Here is an 18,052-nt window from a genome sequence, read left to right as displayed (position 1 = left end):
CCAGGACAGTATCTGTCAGGGGTGTTGCCCGAACTGGCAGGTTGCACAGCCTTTGGCATGGACCGCGAAGGCTGGCCGCGCTATCCCTGCCGGCATGAAAAAAGGCGATCACCTCTTCCTCGTCGACGGCTCCGGCTACATTTTCCGCGCCTATCACGCGCTGCCGCCGCTGAACCGCAAATCCGACGGCCTGCCGACCAGCGCCGTGCTCGGCTTCTGCAACATGGTGTGGAAGCTGATGCAGGATGCCCGCAACACCAGTGTAGGCATCGTGCCGACGCATTTCGCCGTTATCTTCGACTATTCCTCGAAAACCTTCCGCAGCGATCTCTATCCCGAATACAAGGCGAACCGCTCGGCGCCGCCGGAGGACCTGATCCCGCAATTCGGGCTGATCCGCCAGGCGACCGTGGCCTTCAACCTGCCCTGCATCGAGATGGAGGGGTTCGAGGCCGACGACATCATCGCGACCTATTGCCGGCTGGCCTGCGAGGTCGGCGCCGACACCACCATCATCTCCTCCGACAAGGACCTGATGCAACTGGTCGGTCCGACGGTCGGCATGTACGACCCGATGAAAGACCGCCAGATCGGCATTCCCGAGGTGATCGAGAAATGGGGCGTGCCGCCGGAGAAGATGATCGACCTGCAGGCGCTGACCGGCGACTCGGTCGACAACGTGCCGGGCGTGCCCGGCATCGGCCCGAAGACCGCGGCGCAGCTGTTGGAACAGTTCGGCGACCTCGACGGGCTGCTGGCGCGCGCTTCCGAGATCAAGCAGGACAAGCGCCGCGAAACCATCATCGCCAATACCGACAAGGCGCGCATCTCGCGCGAGCTGGTGACGCTGAGGAACGACGTGCCCCTGAAGGAGGGACTGGACGATTTGGTCCTGCATGAGCCGGACGGGCCGAAGCTGATCGGCTTTCTGAAGACGATGGAATTCACCACGCTGACGCGGCGCGTCGCCGAGGCGACCGCCACCGAGATCGGCGATGTCCAGGCTTCCGCCGTCACCGTCGAGCGCGCCGATACCGCGCATGGCCCCGATGTCGGCGCCGGCGCGCCATCGAGACAGCCGGCACCTGAATCGAAGGGTACCGCGAAACCTGCCACAAGGGGCGAGGACGCGCCGCCGCAGGGCGACACCCCTTCGCTGCTCTCGGCGCTGCGGCTCGAACAGGCGGCGGCCCGCAAGATCGACGCCTCGGCCTATACCGCCATCCGCGATGCGGCGGCGCTCAAGGCCTGGATAGCCGAAGCCCGCGACGCCGGCGTCCTTGCGCTCGACGCCGAGACCAGCTCATCCGATCCGATGCAGGCCGACCTTATCGGCATTTCCATGGCGATCGCGCCGGGCCGGGCTGTCTATGTGCCGCTCGCCCACAAGAGCGGTAATGGCGACCTGCTCGGCGGCGGCATGCTGGAGAACCAGATCCCGGTCCGCGAGGCGCTGGCGCTGCTCAAGCCGTTGCTCGAGGACCGGTCGGTTCTCAAGATCGTCCAGGACACGAAATACGACATCGTCGTGATGGGCCGGCACGGCATCGAGGTCGGGCCGTTCGACGACACGATGTTGATCTCCTACGTGCTTGACGCAGGCACCTCCGGCGGTCACGACCTCGTCTCGCTGTCGGAGAAGTGGCTCGGTCACGCGCCGGCCTCGAAGAAGGAACTCGCCGGCTCGGGCAAGAGCGCCATCGGCTTCGACCAGGTCGATATCGAGCGCGCGACGAGATACGCCGCCGAGCAGGCCGACATTGCGTTGCAGCTCTGGCTGGTGCTGAAGCCGAGGTTGGCCGCCAAGGGCCTCGTTTCCGTCTACGAGCGACTGGAGCGGCCGCTGGTGCCGGTGCTTGCCCGGATGGAACAGCGCGGCATCTCGGTCGACCGCCAGATCCTGTCGCGACTGTCGGGCGAATTGGCGCAGGGCGCCGCCCGCGTCGAGGAGGAAATCTACGGAATCGTCGGCGAACGCATCAACATCGGCTCGCCGAAGCAGCTCGGCGATATCCTGTTCGGCAAGATGGGCCTGCCGGGCGGTTCCAAGACCAAGACCGGCCAGTGGTCGACCTCGGCGCAGCTTCTGGAAGACCTTGCCACCGAAGGCCACGAGCTGCCGCGCAAGATCGTCGACTGGCGCCAGCTCACCAAGCTGAAATCGACCTATACCGACGCGCTGCCGGGCTTCATCAACCCCGGCACCAACCGCGTCCACACCTCCTATGCGCTCGCCGCGACCACGACGGGGCGTCTGTCGTCGTCCGATCCCAATCTGCAGAACATCCCGGTGCGCACCGCCGAAGGCCGCAAGATCAGGACCGCCTTCATTGCGGAGAAAGGCCACAAGCTGGTCTCGGCCGACTACAGCCAGATCGAATTGCGCGTGCTTGCCCATGTCGCGGAGATCCCGCAGCTCAAGCAGGCCTTTGCCGACGGCGCCGACATCCATGCCATCACCGCATCGGAGATGTTCAACGTGCCGGTCGAGGGCATGCCTTCGGAAGTGCGCCGGCGCGCCAAGGCGATCAATTTCGGCATCATCTACGGCATCTCGGCCTTCGGCCTCGCCAACCAGCTGTCGATCCCGCGCGACGAGGCGAGCGCCTATATCAAGCGCTATTTCGAGCGTTTCCCAGGCATTCGCGACTATATCGAGGAAACCAAGGCCTATGCGCGGGAAAACGGTTTCGTCGAGACCATCTTCGGCCGCCGCATCCACTATCCGGAGATAAGGTCGTCCAACCCGTCGGTGCGCGCCTTCAACGAGCGCGCCTCGATCAACGCCAGGCTCCAGGGCACCGCGGCCGACATCATCCGCCGTGCCATGGTGCATATGGAAGAGGCGCTGGACAAGGCGAAACTCTCCGCCCGCATGCTGTTGCAGGTGCATGACGAACTGATCTTCGAGACGGTGGACTCGGAGGTCGAGGCGACGATCCCGGTGGTACGCCGCGTGATGGAGAACGCGCCGATGCCGGCGGTCTCGATGTCGGTGCCGCTGCACGTCGACGCGCGAGCGGCGAACAACTGGGACGAGGCGCATTAGGCGCTACCCCACGCTGTAAGAGCGTCGAGATTCAGGTCAGGTCGAGTCGAAAATGGTGGGTCCCGAGAACCGGAGCGGAGCGTACTTAAAGTACGTGAGCACCGGAAGCGCAGGGAGCCGCCATTTGCAGGCCGACCTCACCTGAATATCGGCGTCCTTACGCCGCTTCAGCCCTGCATTTGGCACACACCCCGCGAAACTCTATCACCGCTTTTTTCGCCGCAAATCCCGTCGAGCGCACCCATTCGTCAAGCCGGTGATCGACATCGTGGTCGGACATTTCGGTCACCTGGCCGCAATTGTCGCAGATGGCGAAGGCCGTCATCGAATGGCTGTGGTCGTGCGGCTCGGCGCAGGCGACGAAGGAGTTGAGGCTTTCGAGCCGATGCACGAAACCGGACTTCACCAGCGTGTCGAGCGCCCGATAGACCTGCAGCGGCGCCCGGAAACCGCGCTCGCGCAGCTGGTCGAGCAGCGTATAGGCGCTGAGCGGCCCGCTGGACGCCTCGAGCTTCTCGAGCACGCAGAGCTGGTTCTTGGTTAGCGCATCTCTTGCCGTCATCTTGTTCGCCCAATCGACGCTCGCAGCAGATCTCGCATGCGAACGACCTCCATTCCCCTGAGATAGCGACGAACGAGTGATTTTGCCACTGTTTCCGAAGCGCGCCCCCTCCGACACGACGCGACGGCGATGGTTCGCCGGCTAACCGCTACTTGCGCGGCGGTCCCTTGCGTTCGGCCGAAGCCGCCCAAAGGTTGATATCGGACTCCCGCGCGTAAGTGTCGATCTCGGCAAGCTCCGCGTCGCTGAAGTCGAGCCCCTTGAGCGCGCCGACGCAATCCTCGACTTGTTCCGGCCGGCTGGCACCGATCAGCGCCGTGGTCACGCGGCCTTTGCGCAGCACCCAGGCCAGCGCCATCTGCGCCAGCGTCTGGCCGCGGCGGCCGGCAATGGCGTTGAGCGCCTGGATGTTGGCGATCGACTGGTCGTTGATGAAGGTGGGCTTGAGCGATTTGCCCTGGGATGCGCGGCTACCGTCGGGAATGCCGCCGAGATATTTGTCGGTCAGCATGCCCTGCGCCAGCGGCGAGAAGACGATCGAGCCGATGCCGAGCCCCTCCAGCGTGTCGAGCAGCCCGTCCTCCTCGACCCAGCGGTTGAGCATCGAATAGCTCGGCTGGTGGATCAGGCATGGCGTGCCGAGCTGCCGCAATATGTCGGCCGCCTCGCGCGTGCGCTGCGAATTGTAGGAAGAGATGCCGGCATAGAGCGCCTTGCCCGAGCGCACTGCGTGGTCGAGCGCGCCCATCGTTTCCTCGAGCGGCGTCTCGGGATCGAAACGGTGCGAATAGAAGATGTCGACATAGTCGAGCCCCATACGCTTGAGGCTCTGGTCGAGGCTGGCCAGCACATATTTGCGGCTGCCCCATTCGCCGTAGGGACCGGCCCACATCTCGTAGCCGGCCTTGGTCGAGATGATGATCTCGTCGCGGTAAGCAGCGAAATCGGTGCGCAGTATCTCGCCGAACGCGGTTTCCGCCGAGCCGGGCGGCGGGCCGTAATTGTTGGCGAGGTCGAAATGGGTGATGCCGAGGTCGAAGGCCTTGCGCACGAGCGCCTGCTTGGTCCTGTGCGGCGTATCGTTGCCGAAATTGTGCCACAGCCCGAGCGAGATCGCCGGCAGCTTCAGGCCTGACCGCCCGCAGCGATTATAGATCATCTTCTCGTAGCGGTTTTCGGCGGCGACATAGGGCATGGGAAATCCTCGGGGTCGAAGCGGCGCCGCGGGCGCCGTCATGGCGGATTGAATCGATGCTTGTCCCCCACCATTACCCTCTCCCCGCCGGGACGGCAGGGGAATCGCATATGGCGTTTTTGGGGTTGAGTTTAGGCTGAGAAAGGATTCTTTGGAGAGGCAGTTGAGCGAAGGAGCGACTGCCATTTCCTGTCTTGAGAGCTACTTTGGCGCGGTGCCTGATCCCCGCGCGCCCAACGCCACGCACCGGCTTGGCGACCTGATCGTGATGATGATCGCGGCAAGCCTGTGCGGTGCCAGTAATGCGACGGAATTTGCCTTGTTCGCACAGGAGCGCAAGCAAGCGCTGTCGCGGCTGATCGACTATGACGCAGCCCCCAGCCACGACACTTTCTCGCGGCTGCTGCGCCTGCTCGACCCGGAGGCCTTCGGTCGCGCTTTTGCCGCCTTTGCCGCCGCTTTCGCCCGAGCCAGCCGAGAGACGCCCGAGGTGGTATCGCTTGACGGCAAGGTTTTGCGGCGGGCCTACGAGAAGGGCTTGGCAGCCAGTCCGCCGTTGACGGTGTCGGCCTTCGCGGCCGAGACCCGGCTGTGCCTGGCGGCAGTCTCGCCGAGTGATGGTGAGAACGAAGTCGAGGCCGCGCTCAAAGTCGTCGAACTCATTGATCTTACGGGCAGATTGGTCACCGCCGACGCGCTCCACTGTCATACCCGAATGGCTGCGGCCATTACCCAAAGAGGTGGCGATTACCTGCTTGCGCTGAAGGGCAACCGGCGTCATTGGCTGCGCCATGCCAACTTGAAACTGGCCGACGCGACCCCTTCCATTGCCGAGCGGACCGAGACCAGCCACGGCCGCAACGAATGGCGGCAAGCCGAGATCGTGGCGGCGGCCGAGCCGCTGATGCCTGGCCACCTGGCCTTCATCCGCATCACCAGCCGACGCGATCAGGCCAAGCCGTTGATGCGCCTGTTCATGGCCTCCACGCTCATGTCGCCTCAGCAGGCGCTCGACCTCACTAGAGCTCATTGGCAGATCGAGAACGGCCTGCATTGGATGCTCGATGTTCATCTTGATGAGGATCTCAGCCGTGCCCGCAAGGACAATGCTCCCGCCAACACAGCCCTTCTCAATCGCCTCGCTAGAAACATCCTTCAGGCCGCCGATGCTGCCAAAGTCCCCATCAGTCATCGCATCAAGAAATGCGCCTGGAACGACGACTATCTCATCAATGCGATCACTCATATGCGATAGCCCTGGCCGGGACGGGGAGAGGGTCGCCACCTACTTTTTCTTCGCCAGCAGCGCCTTGGCGTCCTTGACGCCGAGCGCGGCGGGCCGCTCGCAGGTCGTCTGCATGGCGACGTACTTGCCGCTTTCGCCGGAACGCAGGATGCCGGTCATGACATCGACCGCGTGCAGCGCCAGCTCCATCGAGCAGCGATGCGGCCGTCCCTCGGCAATCGCGACCGCCATGTCGGCCAGGCCGGCGGTGCGGTAGTTCGCCATCATGCCATGGCCATGCATCTCGTTCGGCACGCCGAACGGATGGTTCCATTTCGGCAGTTTCTTCACCGGCTTGGCCGAGTCGGTGAAGCGCACCTCGCCGCCGAAGAAATTCGGGTCCGGCACGAAAACGGTGCCCAATTCACCGTAGAGCTCCATCGGCGCGTGGCCATGGCTCCAGACATCCCAGCTGGTGTTGAGCGTGATCACCGCGCCATTGGCGAATTCAAGCAGCGCATGGATGGTGGTCGGCGTGTTCACCGGGATCTTTTCGCCCGCACGCGGCTTCGACGAAATCGTACGCTCCTTGGCCGGCGTCGTCGCGAAGGCCGCCACCTGTTTCACCGGCCCGATCAGCTGGACCAGGTTGGTGACATAATACGGCCCGATATCCAGCACCGGACCGGCGCCCGGCTGGAAGAAGAAATCCGGGTTGGGGTGCCAGTGCTCCATGCCGTGGCCCATCACATGGCAGGTGCCGCTGGTGATCGCGCCGAGCTTGCCGCTGTCGATCAGATCGCGGACCAGTTGGTGCGCGCCGCCGAGGAACGTGTCTGGCGCCGAACCGATGCGCAGGCCCCTCTTCTCGGCCCGTTTCTTGAGATCGAGCCCTTCCCCGATCGACAGCACGAACGGCTTTTCCGAATAGACATGCTTGCCGGCGTCGAGCACCGCTTTGGTGACTTCGTAGTGCACCGCCGGAACCGTGAGGTTGACGATGATGTCGATCTCGTCGTCCTTGAGCAGGTCGTTGACCGTCTCGGCACGCAGCTTGAACTCCTTTGCCCGCGCTTTCGCCGCATCCATGTTGATATCCGCGCAGGCGCGCATCTTGATGCCGCGAAACAGCGGCGACAGCGAGAAATACGCCTTCGAGATGTTGCCGCAGCCGACGACGCCGACGCCAAGTTTTTCTGCCATTTCGATCACTCCTGCCAGCTCTTGGCTGCCGCGATGGAGCGGCGGGCATAGCGCTCGATGTCGTTGGGGTTGTCCTGCTCCATGATGAAATACTGCGCCGCGCTCTTGGCGCGCAATGTCTTGAACAGGCCCGCCCAGTCGATCGTGCCGTGGCCGACGTCGGACCAGCCGTCCTCGTCCAGCCCCTCGCCCGGCTTCGCCATGTCCTTGACGTGCACGGCGACGATGCGCTTGCCGTGCTTTTCGATCCAGGGCAGCGGATCGGCGCCGCCGCGGATCACCCAGGCGACGTCCATCTCCCAGCCGATTTCGGGCGCGGCGGACAGGATATGGTCCTGCGGCAGCGAGCCGTCGGCAAGCGGCTTGAACTCGAAATCATGGTTGTGCCAGGCAAAGCCATAGCCGGCCTTCTTTGCCACCTCGCCGACCTTGGCGAGACGCTCGCCGAAGCCGCGCCAGCCGGCGGCATCGGACGGGCGCTGATCGGGCATCAGATAGGGGCAGATCAGGAGCGTGATGCCGAGCGCGTCGGCGGTTTTGCGCACGCCGTCGAAATCATTCTCCAGCGCGTCGATCGAGAAATGCCCGGTCGGCATCGCAAGCCCGTTCCTGTCGAGCTCGGCGCGGAACGCTTTCGGGTCGTCATAGACGCCGCCGAAGCCCTCGACTTGGCTGTAGCCGAACTCGCCGAGCATTTTCACCACGCCGTTCCATGGCTGGAAATTGCGGGCGCTGTAGAGTTGGAATGACCAGTTCATCTGTCCTGTCCGTTCTGTTGGTCCTGGGGAGTTAAATTCGGTTGCCGGTTTGAGCGTCGAAGAGCGAGGCGCGCAGCGGATCGAAGCCGATGCCGACCGCATCCCCGTTCTTCGGCGTGCGTTCGGAGGTGACGCGCACGGTGAAGTTCTGCCGGCCTAGTTTCAGCCACACCAGTGTGTCGGAGCCCATCGGCTCGACGACCTCGACATTGGCTGTCGCGGTGAAGGGCCACCCCGTGCCGCTGTTGAAGGCGACATGCTCTGGCCGGATGCCGAACACAGCAGGGCCCGGCGCCGGCTCCTTCTCGAAGGAATAGGTTGCAAGCGGAATGCGCAGATCCTCGACGGCAAAGTGCCAGTCGCCGCCGTCCTTCTCCAGCCTGCCTTCGATGAAATTCATCGCCGGCGAGCCGAGGAAGCCGGCAACGAAGCGGTTGACGGGGCGGTTGTAGATCGTCTGCGGCGCGTCGAGCTGCTGGATCACGCCGCCCTTCATCACCGCGATCCGGTCGGCCAGCGTCATCGCCTCGATCTGGTCGTGGGTGACGTAGATCATCGTGTTCTGCAAGCGGCGGTGCAAAAGCTTGATCTCGACGCGCAACTCCGAACGCAGCTTGGCATCGAGATTGGAGAGCGGCTCGTCGAACAGGAAGACGTCGACGTCGCGCACCAGCGCGCGCCCTATCGCCACGCGCTGGCGCTGGCCGCCGGACAGCGCCGAAGGCTTGCGCTGCAGCAGCGGCTCGATCTGCAGGATCTCGGCGGCGCGCGCGATGCGCTTGGCGATTTCGTCCTTCGCCACGCCGGCGACGCGCAGGCCGAAGGAAAGGTTCCTCTCCACCGTCATCTGCGGGTAGAGCGCATAGGACTGGAACACCATGCCGATGCCGCGGTCCTTCGGCTCCTCCCAGGTGACATTCTTGCCCTTGATGAAGATGCGCCCGTCGGAAATGTCGAGCAGCCCGGCGATGCAGTTGAGCAAGGTCGACTTGCCGCAGCCGGACGGCCCGAGCAGCACGATGAATTCGCCGTCGGCGACATCCAGGTTGAGCGTCTGCAGCACCGAGACGGCACCGAAATTGAGCGAAAGGTCCTGGATCGAAACGCTGGGATTGGCGATTTCAGCGGCCATCATCATCCTTTCACCGCGCCGGCGGCGATGCCGCGCACGAAGAGCTTGCCGGAAATGAAGTAGACGACGAGCGGAACCAGCCCGGTCAGGATGGTCGCGGCCATGTTGACGTTGTATTCCTTCACGCCCTGCACCGAGTTGACGATGTTGTTGAGCTGCACCGTCATCGGATAGGTGTCGGGGCGCGTGTAGACGACGCCGAACAGGAAGTCGTTCCAGATGCCGGTCACCTGCAGGATGATGGCGACCACGAAGATCGGCAGCGACATCGGCAGCATGATGCGCAGATAGATGCCCCAGAAACCGGCGCCGTCGACGCGCGCGGCGCGGAACAGTTCCTCCGGCATCGAGGTGAAATAGTTGCGGAAAAGCAGCGTCAGGATCGGCATGCCGAAGATCGAATGCACGATTACCAGGCCGGTCAGCGTGCCGTAGATGCCGATCTCGCGCAGGATGATGACGATCGGATAGATCATCACCTGGTAAGGGATGAAGGCGCCGACGATCAGGATGATGAAGAAGGTGTCGGCGCCCTTGAAGCGCCAGTTGGCCAGGGCATAGCCGTTCACCGAGGCGATCGCGATCGACAGGATCACCGACGGCACGGTGATGCGCACCGAGTTCCAGAAACCGCGCGAAAGCCCGTCGCAGTTGAGCCCCGTGCACGCTGTCGCCCAGGCTTTCACCCAGGGTTCGAAGGTGATTTCCACCGGCGGCGAGAAGATGTTGCCGAGGCGGATTTCCGGCATGCCCTTCAGCGACGTGACGATCATCACGTAGAGCGGCAAAAGGTAATAGAGCGCCACCACGATCAGCGTGCCGTAAAGGAAGATATTGCGGCGCGACAGCACGCGCCGCGGCTTGGGCCCGCTCGGGCCGATGGCATTGCGCCCGAGCGCTTCGGCACCGGTGGACAGGGAGGCGACGTCAGCCACGCTTCTTGCCTCCGAATTCGAGATAGGCCCATGGCACGATGACGATCACCACCGACAACAGCATCATGGTCGAGGCGGCGAAACCCTGGCCGAGATTCTGGGCGAAGAACATGTAGTCGTAGACATATTTCGCCGGCACTTCGGAGGCGATGCCGGGGCCGCCGCTGGTCTGCGCCACGACCAGGTCATAGACCTTGACGATACCGGCGGCGATGATCACCAGCGTGGTGATGAAGACCGGCCGCATCATCGGGATGACGATGAAGAGATAGGTCTTCCAGGCCGGAATGCCGTCCACCCTCGCCGCCTTCCAGATGTCCTCGTCAATGCCGCGCAGTCCGGCGAGCATCAGGCACATGATCAAGCCCGTGCCTTGCCAGAGCGCCGCGATCGAAATGCCGTAGATGACGATGCTGGAATTGTAGAGCGGATCGAAGCTGAAGCTCGTCCAGCCGAGGTCGCGCACGACGCGCTGGACGCCGAAATCCGGATTGAGCAGCCACTGCCAGACCAGCCCGGTGACGATGAAGGATAGCGCGAAGGGATAGAGGAAGATGGTGCGGAACGCGTCCTCGAAACGGATCTTCTGGTCGAGAAGGGCTGCAAGCAGGAAGCCGATGACCAGCGAGAACACCAGCGAGATCACGCCGTAGATCAAAAGGTTCTCGATCGACACCAGCCAGCGCGATGTCGACCACAGCCGGTGATACTGGTCGAGCCCGACGAAATTGAGCCGCGGCAACAGCTTCGAATTGGTGAAGGAGTAGAGCACCGTCCACGCCGTGCCGCCGACGAACACCACCAGCGCGGTGAGCACCATCGGGATCGATGCGACCTTGGCGTTCAGGTTGCGGAAAAGCTTACTCGGGCGTTCGCTGCTGCTCATCTCGGCCGGCCGGGCAATGAGGACATCGAGCTCCCGACCCCGATAGGCTGGGGTCGGAAGCCGGCGGGGGCGCCGGTCGTCAGTCCGCCGAGCCGATGATCTCGGCGAAGCGCTTCTGCGCCTCTTCGATTGTCATGTCGGGCTTGGCGAAGAATTCGGAGAACAGGTCTTCCTTCTGCTTCTGGGTGTCCTGCGAAAGCAGTTGGTCCGTCCACGGCATGACGGCGCCTTTGGCGAGAATGGCGAGGCCCTTCTTCATGCAGTCGTTCGCCGTATTGAGGTCGACGTCGCCGCGCACCGGCAGCGAACCCTTCTTGAGGTTGAAGGCGACCTGGGTCTTCGGATCGAGCAAGGTCTCGGCAAGCACCACCTGCGCCTTCGCCTTCGCCTCGTCCTTGAGCAGCGGGAAGTAGAAGGCGTCGCCGCCGGTGGCGATGACTTCGTTCAAGCCGAGGCCGGGCAGGCAGGTATAGTCCTTGCCGGCGGTCTTGCCGGCGACCTGGAACTCGCCCTGCGCCCAGTCGCCCATGATCTGGCCGCCGGCCTTGCCGGTGATGACCAGATTGGTCGCCTGGTTCCAGTCCTGCACATTGGTGTTCTTGGCCATCTTGCGGGCGTCGTCCGCCGCCTTGAACACCTTGGCGATCTCCGGGCCGGCCGCGAAGGTGGCGTCCTTGTCCTTGTAGACCTTGAGGAACGTGTCGGTGCCGCCGACAGCGGCCATCAGCACGTCGAAGGCGCCGGAGGCCTGCCAGGCCTGTCCGCCGACCGCGAGCGGAATGATGCCGGCCTTTTCCAGCGCCGGCGCATCCGCCACGAATTCATTCCAGTCCTTCGGCAGCGGCAGGCCGGCTTTCTGGAAGGCCTCGTTGGACAGCCACAGCCACTGCCAGGAATGGATGTTGACCGGCACGCAATAGATCTTGCCGTCGATGGTGCAGCTATCGAGCAGGCTCTTCGGCCGCACGATTTCCGTCCACTTGTCCTTGGTGGCGATATCGGTGAGGTCGCGCATCAGCCCGGCCTGCACCAGCTCCTCCGCCTGGCGGCCGTGGTTGAACTGGGTGGCGCCCATCGGGTCGCCGCCGGTGATGCGGCTGATCATGATCGGCCGGGCCGTGCCACCGGAGCCTGCAATGGCGCCGTCGACCCAGTGATTGCCTGTCGCGTCGAACGCCTTGGCAAGCTCGGACACCGCCGCCGCCTCGCCGCCGGAAGTCCACCAATGGGTGACTTCCAGGTCGGTCGCGGCCGCCGGACCGGCGAAGTTGAGCGCAACCGTCGCGGCGAAGGCGGCAGTCAGGAATTTATATCTCATTTCGGCTTCCTCCCAGAATCTGAAACGTTACAGATTTTCGATACGGCAAATGATCCGCATAGGCAACCCCTCGCCTTGAAGCCAATCAGGATTTTTTCGAGGCGCGAACAAAATCTTTCTTCCGAGGCGGCAATGCCCGCGCCGGAACAGTCGATTGGTGGCAAAAGTAGGCCTGGATCGATATTTCTTTGTGATTCCAGCGACTTTCGGTTCATCGCCGCACCCGCGATGCAAAGGGGCGCGACCTTGCCGGTCGATCACGAAGATTGGCAATCTGTAACGTTTCAGTATATTGAACCGAGCCACAAGCTGAAGGTCGCGCAAATGTCACCGCCGCACGATTGCCGGTCGGCCCTGCGGCTGCTATGCGCCTGACGGGCGGGACGAATGGATAGACGGGTAACGAAGACGGGCGACGACGCCGCGTCGGGCAAGGAACGGCCGACGCTGAAGACGCTTGCCTTCATGACCGGGCTCGGCGTCACGACGGTCTCGCGCGCGCTGAAGGATGCACCTGAGATCGGCGCCGAGACCAGGCGTCGCGTCCAGCTCGTCGCCAAGCAGATCGGCTACCGCCCGAACCGCGCCGGCGTCAGGCTGAGAACAGGCAAGACCAACGTCATCTCGCTTGTGCTGAACACCGAGCACGAGCTGATGAGCTTCGTCTCCGACATCATCTACGGCGTCACCGAGGTGATCGCCGACACGCCCTACCACCTGATCGTCACGCCCTATTCGCGCTCGCAGGATCCGCTGGATCCGGTGCGCTATCTGGTCGAGACGGGCTCTGCCGACGGCGTCATCATCTCGCGCACCCAGCCCAACGATCCGCGGGCGCGCTACATGCTGGAGCGCGGCATTCCCTTCGCCACGCATGGCCGCACCGACATGGGGCTGGTGCATCCCTATCACGACTTCGACAATTACGCCTTTGCCGGCGAAGCCGTGCGCTATCTCGCCGGCCGGGGCCGCAACCGGCTTGCCCTTGTGACGCCGCCGGTCGGCCTCACCTATTACGGCCATACGGTGAACGGCTTTGCCGATGCGCTGAGCGAGGTGGGCGTTAGCGAGGTGCCGTTCAACACCGTCTCCATCGACCAGTCGATCGAACAGATCAGGATGCGCACAGCGCAATTGATGCGTCGCAAGGACCGGCCCGACGGCTTCGTCAGCAGCGCCGCCGCAGCGACGCTCGCCATCGTGGCCGGCATCGAGGACGCCGGGCTGAAACTCGGCCGCGACGTCGACGTGGTGTCGAAACAGTCGTCGGAGCTGCTGCATCTGTTCCGGCACGAACTGCTGGTCGTCAACGAAAACTTCCGGCTGGCTGGCTCCGAGCTCGCCCGCGCGGTGCTCGGCTGGATCGGCGGTGCCGACCCCGGCTCGCTGCAATCGCTCAGTACCCCGGGCGAGGTTCTGCCCTATCGGGGTTAATGCCCCGCGCCGCTGCCCCACGGGCCATGAAACGCCCCCTGCTCGCCGATACGCTCGAAGCCGTGCGCGCCGAAGAAATCGCGCTGCGCCTGGATCAGGTTCGACGTGCCGCGCCCCTGCCGGTAGCTGTCGAAATAGGCAAGCGCCGACGACAGTGCCGGCACCGGCGACCCGGCCTCGGAGGCACGCGCCACGATGCGCCTGAGCGACGGATGCGCCTCCTTCATCAAGGCGATGAAGGCCGGCGCCATCAGCAGGTTGGTGGAAGCGCTGCCTGAACCGAACGCCTCGGCCATCGTGTCCAGCATCTGCGAGCGGATGATGCAGCCGGCGCGCCAGATCTTGGCGATGGTCGACATCGGCAGGTTCCAGTTGAATTCCTTCGAGGCGCCGCTCATCACCGCGAAGCCTTGCGCGTAAGCCGCGATCTTGCCGGCGAACAGCGCCAGCTCGAGATCCTTGAGCAACCCCGCCTTGTCGCCGGCAATCTTCTCGACACCGATATTGCCATAGGCCTTCTCGGCTGCCTGCCGCTCGTCCTTGATCGACGACAGAACGCGCGCCGCGACCGCCGCCTCGATCGCCGTCGCTGGAATGCCGAGCTGCTGCGCTTCGATGACCGACCATTTGCCGGTGCCCTTCTGTCCGGCGCGATCGAGGATGATATCGACCACCGGCTTGCCGGTCTTGGGATCGTCGGCGGCCAGCACCTTGGCGGTGATCTCGATCAGGTAGGAGTTGAGCCGACCCTTGTTCCAGCCGTCGAAGACCTTGCCGATCTCCTTTGGCGCCATGTCGAGCCCGTCGCGCAGGATGCCGTAGATCTCGGCGATCATCTGCATGTCGGCATACTCGATGCCGTTGTGGATGGTTTTCACGAAATGGCCGGCGCCGTCGGTGCCGAGCCAGGCGGCGCAAGGCTCGTCCTTGAACTTGGCCGAGATCGCGGTCAGCACCTTCTCGACGCGCTTCCAGGACTCCTCGGTGCCGCCGACCATGATCGACGGCCCATGGCGCGCGCCCTCCTCGCCGCCCGAAACGCCCATGCCGATGAAGGTCAGGCCCGAGCCGGACAATTCCGAGAAGCGGCGCATCGTGTCGCGGAAATTGGCGTTGCCGGCATCGATCACGATGTCGTTGGCCGACAGCACGCCGCGCAGCGCCGCGATCTGCTCGTCGACCGGTTTGCCGGCCAGCACCATGATGATGATCGGCCGCGGCGGCCGGATCGCCGCGGCGAGCTCCTCCAGGCTGTAGCAGGGAACGACCATGTTCTTCAGCGAACCGGCGCTCTCGATAAAGGCGTCTGTGCGCGACGGCGTGCGGTTGAAGACGGCGATGCGGTGCCCGTGCTCGGCGATGTTGAGCGCCAGGTTGGAGCCCATCGTGCCAAGGCCGATCAGGCCGATTTCGGCTTTTTCCATCGTTTCTTCCCTGCGTTCGGATGCTTGTTGAAGGCAGCGTCCTGGAGAACGCCTTTCCCAGATGAATGACGGGCCTTGGCGGCGGCGTCAACCGTCTCGCCGAATTGTGTCGGCGGGTTGGTTATTGCGCCCTGATCTCTATGGGAGCCTCGATCTTCACCACCTCGAAGTCCGAGACGAGGATGTCGAGCCGCGCATTCCAGCGGCCGGGCAGCGGGATGACGAGGTTGTCGACGCGCCATGTTCCGTCGCCCGGCTTGGTCGCTGGCCGCTTGATCGGCTCGATACCGGAATCCGGCTTCGACAGCACCAGCGTCACCGCCTTGGCATCGAGCAGTCCGAAATCGCCGGTCATGATCATCATCGAAGCGGCGACCTCGCCGGCATGCCCCGGCGTGATGCTGAGATCGGCCATCGCCTTCAGCGTGTGGATGTGGATCGACGCCGGCTGCGCCGCCGCGATCGCCAGCGCGCGCGGCGGCGGGGTGAAGCGCCAGCCGGCGGCGACGCCGAAGATGGCAAGCACGATGACCACCTCGATGCGGATGGAGCGCGCCAGCCGCCGCTGCACCTCGGTGTCGCCGGCCTCGGCGGGCGCCGTCAGCGTCCAGCGATTGACCGCTGCAAGCGTGAACAGGAAGAGCAGCAGAGCCAGCTTCAAGAGCAGCAGCCGGCCATAGGACGTGTCGATCAATGCTGCCGGCTGCTGCACCTGGATGATCGCCAGCACGATACCGCTTGCGGCAAGCAGGATGACGACCGGCAGGATCGCGCGGGAGAAGCGGCGCAGAAAGGCTTTCGCTTCCGCCGGCTGCCGCCGCAATGCCAGGCCGAGCGGCGTCAGCGAACCGGCCCAGAATGCGATTGCCGCGCCATGCAGGAACACCAGCGGCCGCGTCAGCCATTGCGGTTCGGCCGCACTGGCGTGGCCGCTCGCGGCAAGGGCGCCGCCGACGCAGAGCAGCGCCGCGCTTGCCGACAGCTTGCGAAGAGCCGAAGGTCCGGAAAGCGAAAGCAAAGCGAGACCAAGCGCAATCAGGCCGATCAGCACCGTCCAGACGAAGCTCGTTTCCAGCGCGGTCTTCCAGACGGCCGGTGTCGCAAACCGGGCGAGCGGGGCGCCAAGGCCGTCCAGCCCCTGCAAGCCGAGCGACAACGGCGCGCCGGCGAGGCCGAGAAGCAGTGCCGCGGCGACAAAGCGCTGGCCGCAGCGCCGGTCCTCGGCCAGCCAGGCGAGCGCGAACGCGCCGCCGACGCCGAGAAAGAGGCCGGCATACACAAACAGCCTGGCCGCCCAGATCGCCGCGCGCAACGTCCAGTCGACGGCTTCGCCCGCCACCGGCGCAGCGCTTGGCGCGCCGATGGAAAACAGCGCCGAGCCACCGACAGGATGACCATCGACCGACACCACCCGCCAACTCAGCACATGCGTGCCGGGTTTGAGCGTTTCGGGATTGTCGATCTCGACCGTCTGGTCGTTGAGACGGAAGGATGTCAGCGCAAGCTGCGAGCCGTCCGGCCGCACAAGCGTCAGAACCAGTGGCGAGACGGGCTCGCTGAAGCTCAGCGAGAATTGCGCCGGGCTTTGCGTCAGCACGGCGCCGTCGGACGGATCGGTCGCGACCAGCGCCGCATGCGCGAAGGCACGACTGGGCAGCGCCAACACCGATATAGCCACGAGCGAAACGAACAGCCAGGCAAGCAGGCCGATATGTCGGCCCGCGGTCCGGTTCGTCGACGAAGGCTGTGCTGCGTTCATGCCATCATGACAGGAAATGGTGGCGCGCCCCGATGGCGCGCGCCAACAGAGATCATTTCTTCGGCAGCAGTTTGATGCCGGGCGCCGGAGTTTCCAAGGCGTCCTCATCCTGGCCCGCCGCGGGGATCTCGATCCAGCGGTCGGTGGCGTCGCCGCATTCCTGCACCACCGGGAAATAGAGCATCTGGCCGGCCGGCAGATCGGCCGCCAGCGAGGCGCGGAAAACGAACTCGTCATAGAACTCGTCGGGCAAATTGCCGCCGCTCCAGTCCACTTCCTTGACGCCGGTGGTCAGCGTCTCGCCATAGAGCTGGTAGGATTTCTCGTACTTGCCCTTCTTGGTCTGCAGCGTCCAGCCCGGCTTGGGCATCGGCTTCACCGAGATCACGCCTTCGGGGATCTGCACGCGCACGGCGGTCGTCGCCTTGCCCTCGCAGCCATGCGGCACCCGAAAGACCGCCTTGTAGGTGGAGCCGACAGCCGCTTCCTGCGTTTCGAGCGTGATGTGGGCGAGCGCGGCATTGGTCCCGAGCGCGAACAGCGCGCCGGCAAAAAGATATGTCTTCATGAATTGTCCCTCTGATTTCGAATTGGCGGATTAATCGGCGTGGTCCATGTCCATATCGCCACTGGCCGTCTCGCCCATGCCTTCGACGGCAAACTCGACATTGACGCTGCCGGCCTTCTCGAAGGTCAGCGTCGCCGGGAATTTCTCGCCCTGCTTCGGCTGCCGCTTCAGCCCGGTGAACATCAGGTGGTAGGCGCCCGGCTTCAACGCGACCTTGCCGCCGGCCGGGATCTCCAGCCCACCCTCGACCGGCCGCATGGTCATGACGCCGTCCTTGACGCCCATCTCATGCAGTTCGGCCTTGTCGGAGATGTCGGAGGAAATCGACAGCAGCCGGTCCGGCGCGCTGCCCTTGTTGATCACGGTGAAGTAGCCGCCGGCTACCTTGGCGCCGGGCGGCGTCGCTCGCGACCAGGGGTGCTCGATCTCGAGATCGCCGACCTTGAACTCATGCGCGAGGGCGGCGGGAATGCAGGCCAAGAGAAGAAGAAGGCTGAGCACGGCAAGGCCAACACGCTGCTGGAGGTGGAACGGCGGCGCACCGCGAAGGGCATAGGTCCGAGCCCTGGGGAGAAGATTGGACATGGTTGCTCCATGAATGTGA

At 64.2% G+C, this 18,052-nt stretch carries 15 protein-coding genes; 3 read left to right on the top strand and 12 right to left on the bottom strand.

Annotated features, from left to right (window positions below):
• Nucleotides 1–94: 94 nt before the first annotated feature.
• A complete protein-coding gene (polA, locus tag FJ430_RS08855) occupies nucleotides 95–3,049 on the top strand; it encodes a DNA polymerase I (RefSeq protein WP_181175563.1) in 2,955 nt (984 codons plus the stop codon).
• 157 nt (nucleotides 3,050–3,206) lie between these two features.
• Here the strand turns inward: polA and FJ430_RS08850 are convergent, their stop codons facing one another.
• Both FJ430_RS08850 and mgrA read right to left on the bottom strand, forming a co-directional pair.
• Entirely contained in the window at nucleotides 3,207–3,611 is a 405-nt protein-coding gene (locus FJ430_RS08850; RefSeq protein ID WP_041003614.1) for a Fur family transcriptional regulator, read from the bottom strand.
• A gap of 148 nt (nucleotides 3,612–3,759) precedes the next feature.
• Nucleotides 3,760–4,806 carry an L-glyceraldehyde 3-phosphate reductase gene (mgrA, locus tag FJ430_RS08845; protein WP_140710164.1) on the bottom strand — a complete coding sequence of 349 codons (1,047 nt, stop codon included), beginning with the start codon at nucleotides 4,804–4,806 and terminating at the stop codon, nucleotides 3,760–3,762.
• Between the two features lie 163 nt (nucleotides 4,807–4,969).
• Between mgrA and FJ430_RS08840 the strand changes: the two genes are divergently transcribed.
• Nucleotides 4,970–6,061: an ISAs1 family transposase gene (locus FJ430_RS08840; protein ID WP_226891871.1), complete on the top strand. Its 1,092-nt coding sequence runs from the start codon at nucleotides 4,970–4,972 to the stop codon at nucleotides 6,059–6,061.
• A 30-nt stretch (nucleotides 6,062–6,091) separates the two neighbouring features.
• Here the strand turns inward: FJ430_RS08840 and FJ430_RS08835 are convergent, their stop codons facing one another.
• From FJ430_RS08835 to FJ430_RS08810, 6 genes are all read right to left on the bottom strand, one after another.
• Nucleotides 6,092–7,234 carry a Gfo/Idh/MocA family protein gene (locus FJ430_RS08835; RefSeq protein ID WP_140709598.1) on the bottom strand — a complete coding sequence of 381 codons (1,143 nt, stop codon included), beginning with the start codon at nucleotides 7,232–7,234 and terminating at the stop codon, nucleotides 6,092–6,094.
• Between the two features lie 5 nt (nucleotides 7,235–7,239).
• Nucleotides 7,240–7,992 (bottom strand): sugar phosphate isomerase/epimerase family protein, encoded by a 753-nt coding sequence (locus tag FJ430_RS08830; RefSeq protein ID WP_140709595.1) that lies wholly within the window; start codon nucleotides 7,990–7,992, stop codon nucleotides 7,240–7,242.
• A gap of 31 nt (nucleotides 7,993–8,023) precedes the next feature.
• Nucleotides 8,024–9,124: an ABC transporter ATP-binding protein gene (locus FJ430_RS08825; protein WP_140709606.1), complete on the bottom strand. Its 1,101-nt coding sequence runs from the start codon at nucleotides 9,122–9,124 to the stop codon at nucleotides 8,024–8,026.
• A 2-nt stretch (nucleotides 9,125–9,126) separates the two neighbouring features.
• Nucleotides 9,127–10,059 carry a carbohydrate ABC transporter permease gene (locus FJ430_RS08820; RefSeq protein WP_140709593.1) on the bottom strand — a complete coding sequence of 311 codons (933 nt, stop codon included), beginning with the start codon at nucleotides 10,057–10,059 and terminating at the stop codon, nucleotides 9,127–9,129.
• Nucleotides 10,052–10,945 carry a carbohydrate ABC transporter permease gene (locus tag FJ430_RS08815; protein ID WP_140709591.1) on the bottom strand — a complete coding sequence of 298 codons (894 nt, stop codon included), beginning with the start codon at nucleotides 10,943–10,945 and terminating at the stop codon, nucleotides 10,052–10,054. Before FJ430_RS08815 ends, FJ430_RS08820 begins: the two co-directional genes overlap by 8 nt.
• A 79-nt stretch (nucleotides 10,946–11,024) precedes the next feature.
• Nucleotides 11,025–12,263 carry an ABC transporter substrate-binding protein gene (locus tag FJ430_RS08810; RefSeq protein WP_140709589.1) on the bottom strand — a complete coding sequence of 413 codons (1,239 nt, stop codon included), beginning with the start codon at nucleotides 12,261–12,263 and terminating at the stop codon, nucleotides 11,025–11,027.
• A 387-nt stretch (nucleotides 12,264–12,650) separates the two neighbouring features.
• On the opposite strand from FJ430_RS08810, the gene FJ430_RS08805 reads away from it, so the two are divergent.
• A complete protein-coding gene (locus FJ430_RS08805; RefSeq protein ID WP_140709587.1) occupies nucleotides 12,651–13,697 on the top strand; it encodes a LacI family transcriptional regulator in 1,047 nt (348 codons plus the stop codon).
• On the opposite strand, the gene gndA is transcribed toward FJ430_RS08805, so the two are convergent.
• The 4 genes from gndA to FJ430_RS08785 form a co-directional block, all read right to left on the bottom strand.
• Entirely contained in the window at nucleotides 13,694–15,121 is a 1,428-nt protein-coding gene (gene gndA / locus FJ430_RS08800) for an NADP-dependent phosphogluconate dehydrogenase (RefSeq protein WP_140709585.1), read from the bottom strand. The two genes, FJ430_RS08805 and gndA, sit on opposite strands and share 4 nt — an antisense overlap.
• Nucleotides 15,122–15,242: 121 nt before the next feature.
• Complete coding sequence (locus FJ430_RS08795) at nucleotides 15,243–16,880, bottom strand: copper resistance CopC/CopD family protein (RefSeq protein ID WP_140709583.1); 1,638 nt, start codon at nucleotides 16,878–16,880, stop codon at nucleotides 15,243–15,245.
• A gap of 52 nt (nucleotides 16,881–16,932) precedes the next feature.
• Nucleotides 16,933–17,448, bottom strand: coding sequence for a YcnI family protein (locus tag FJ430_RS08790; RefSeq protein WP_140709581.1), 516 nt, complete (start codon nucleotides 17,446–17,448; stop codon nucleotides 16,933–16,935).
• Between the two features lie 30 nt (nucleotides 17,449–17,478).
• On the bottom strand, nucleotides 17,479–18,033 hold the full coding sequence (locus FJ430_RS08785) for a copper chaperone PCu(A)C (protein ID WP_140709579.1): 555 nt from the start codon (nucleotides 18,031–18,033) through the stop codon (nucleotides 17,479–17,481).
• Nucleotides 18,034–18,052 lie beyond the last annotated feature (19 nt).

Source organism: Mesorhizobium sp. B2-8-5 (assembly GCF_006440675.2).
GTDB lineage: Bacteria > Pseudomonadota > Alphaproteobacteria > Rhizobiales > Rhizobiaceae > Mesorhizobium.
The sequence above is the reverse complement of the archived record's forward strand: the minus strand, read 5'-3'. Positions and strand labels throughout refer to the sequence as shown.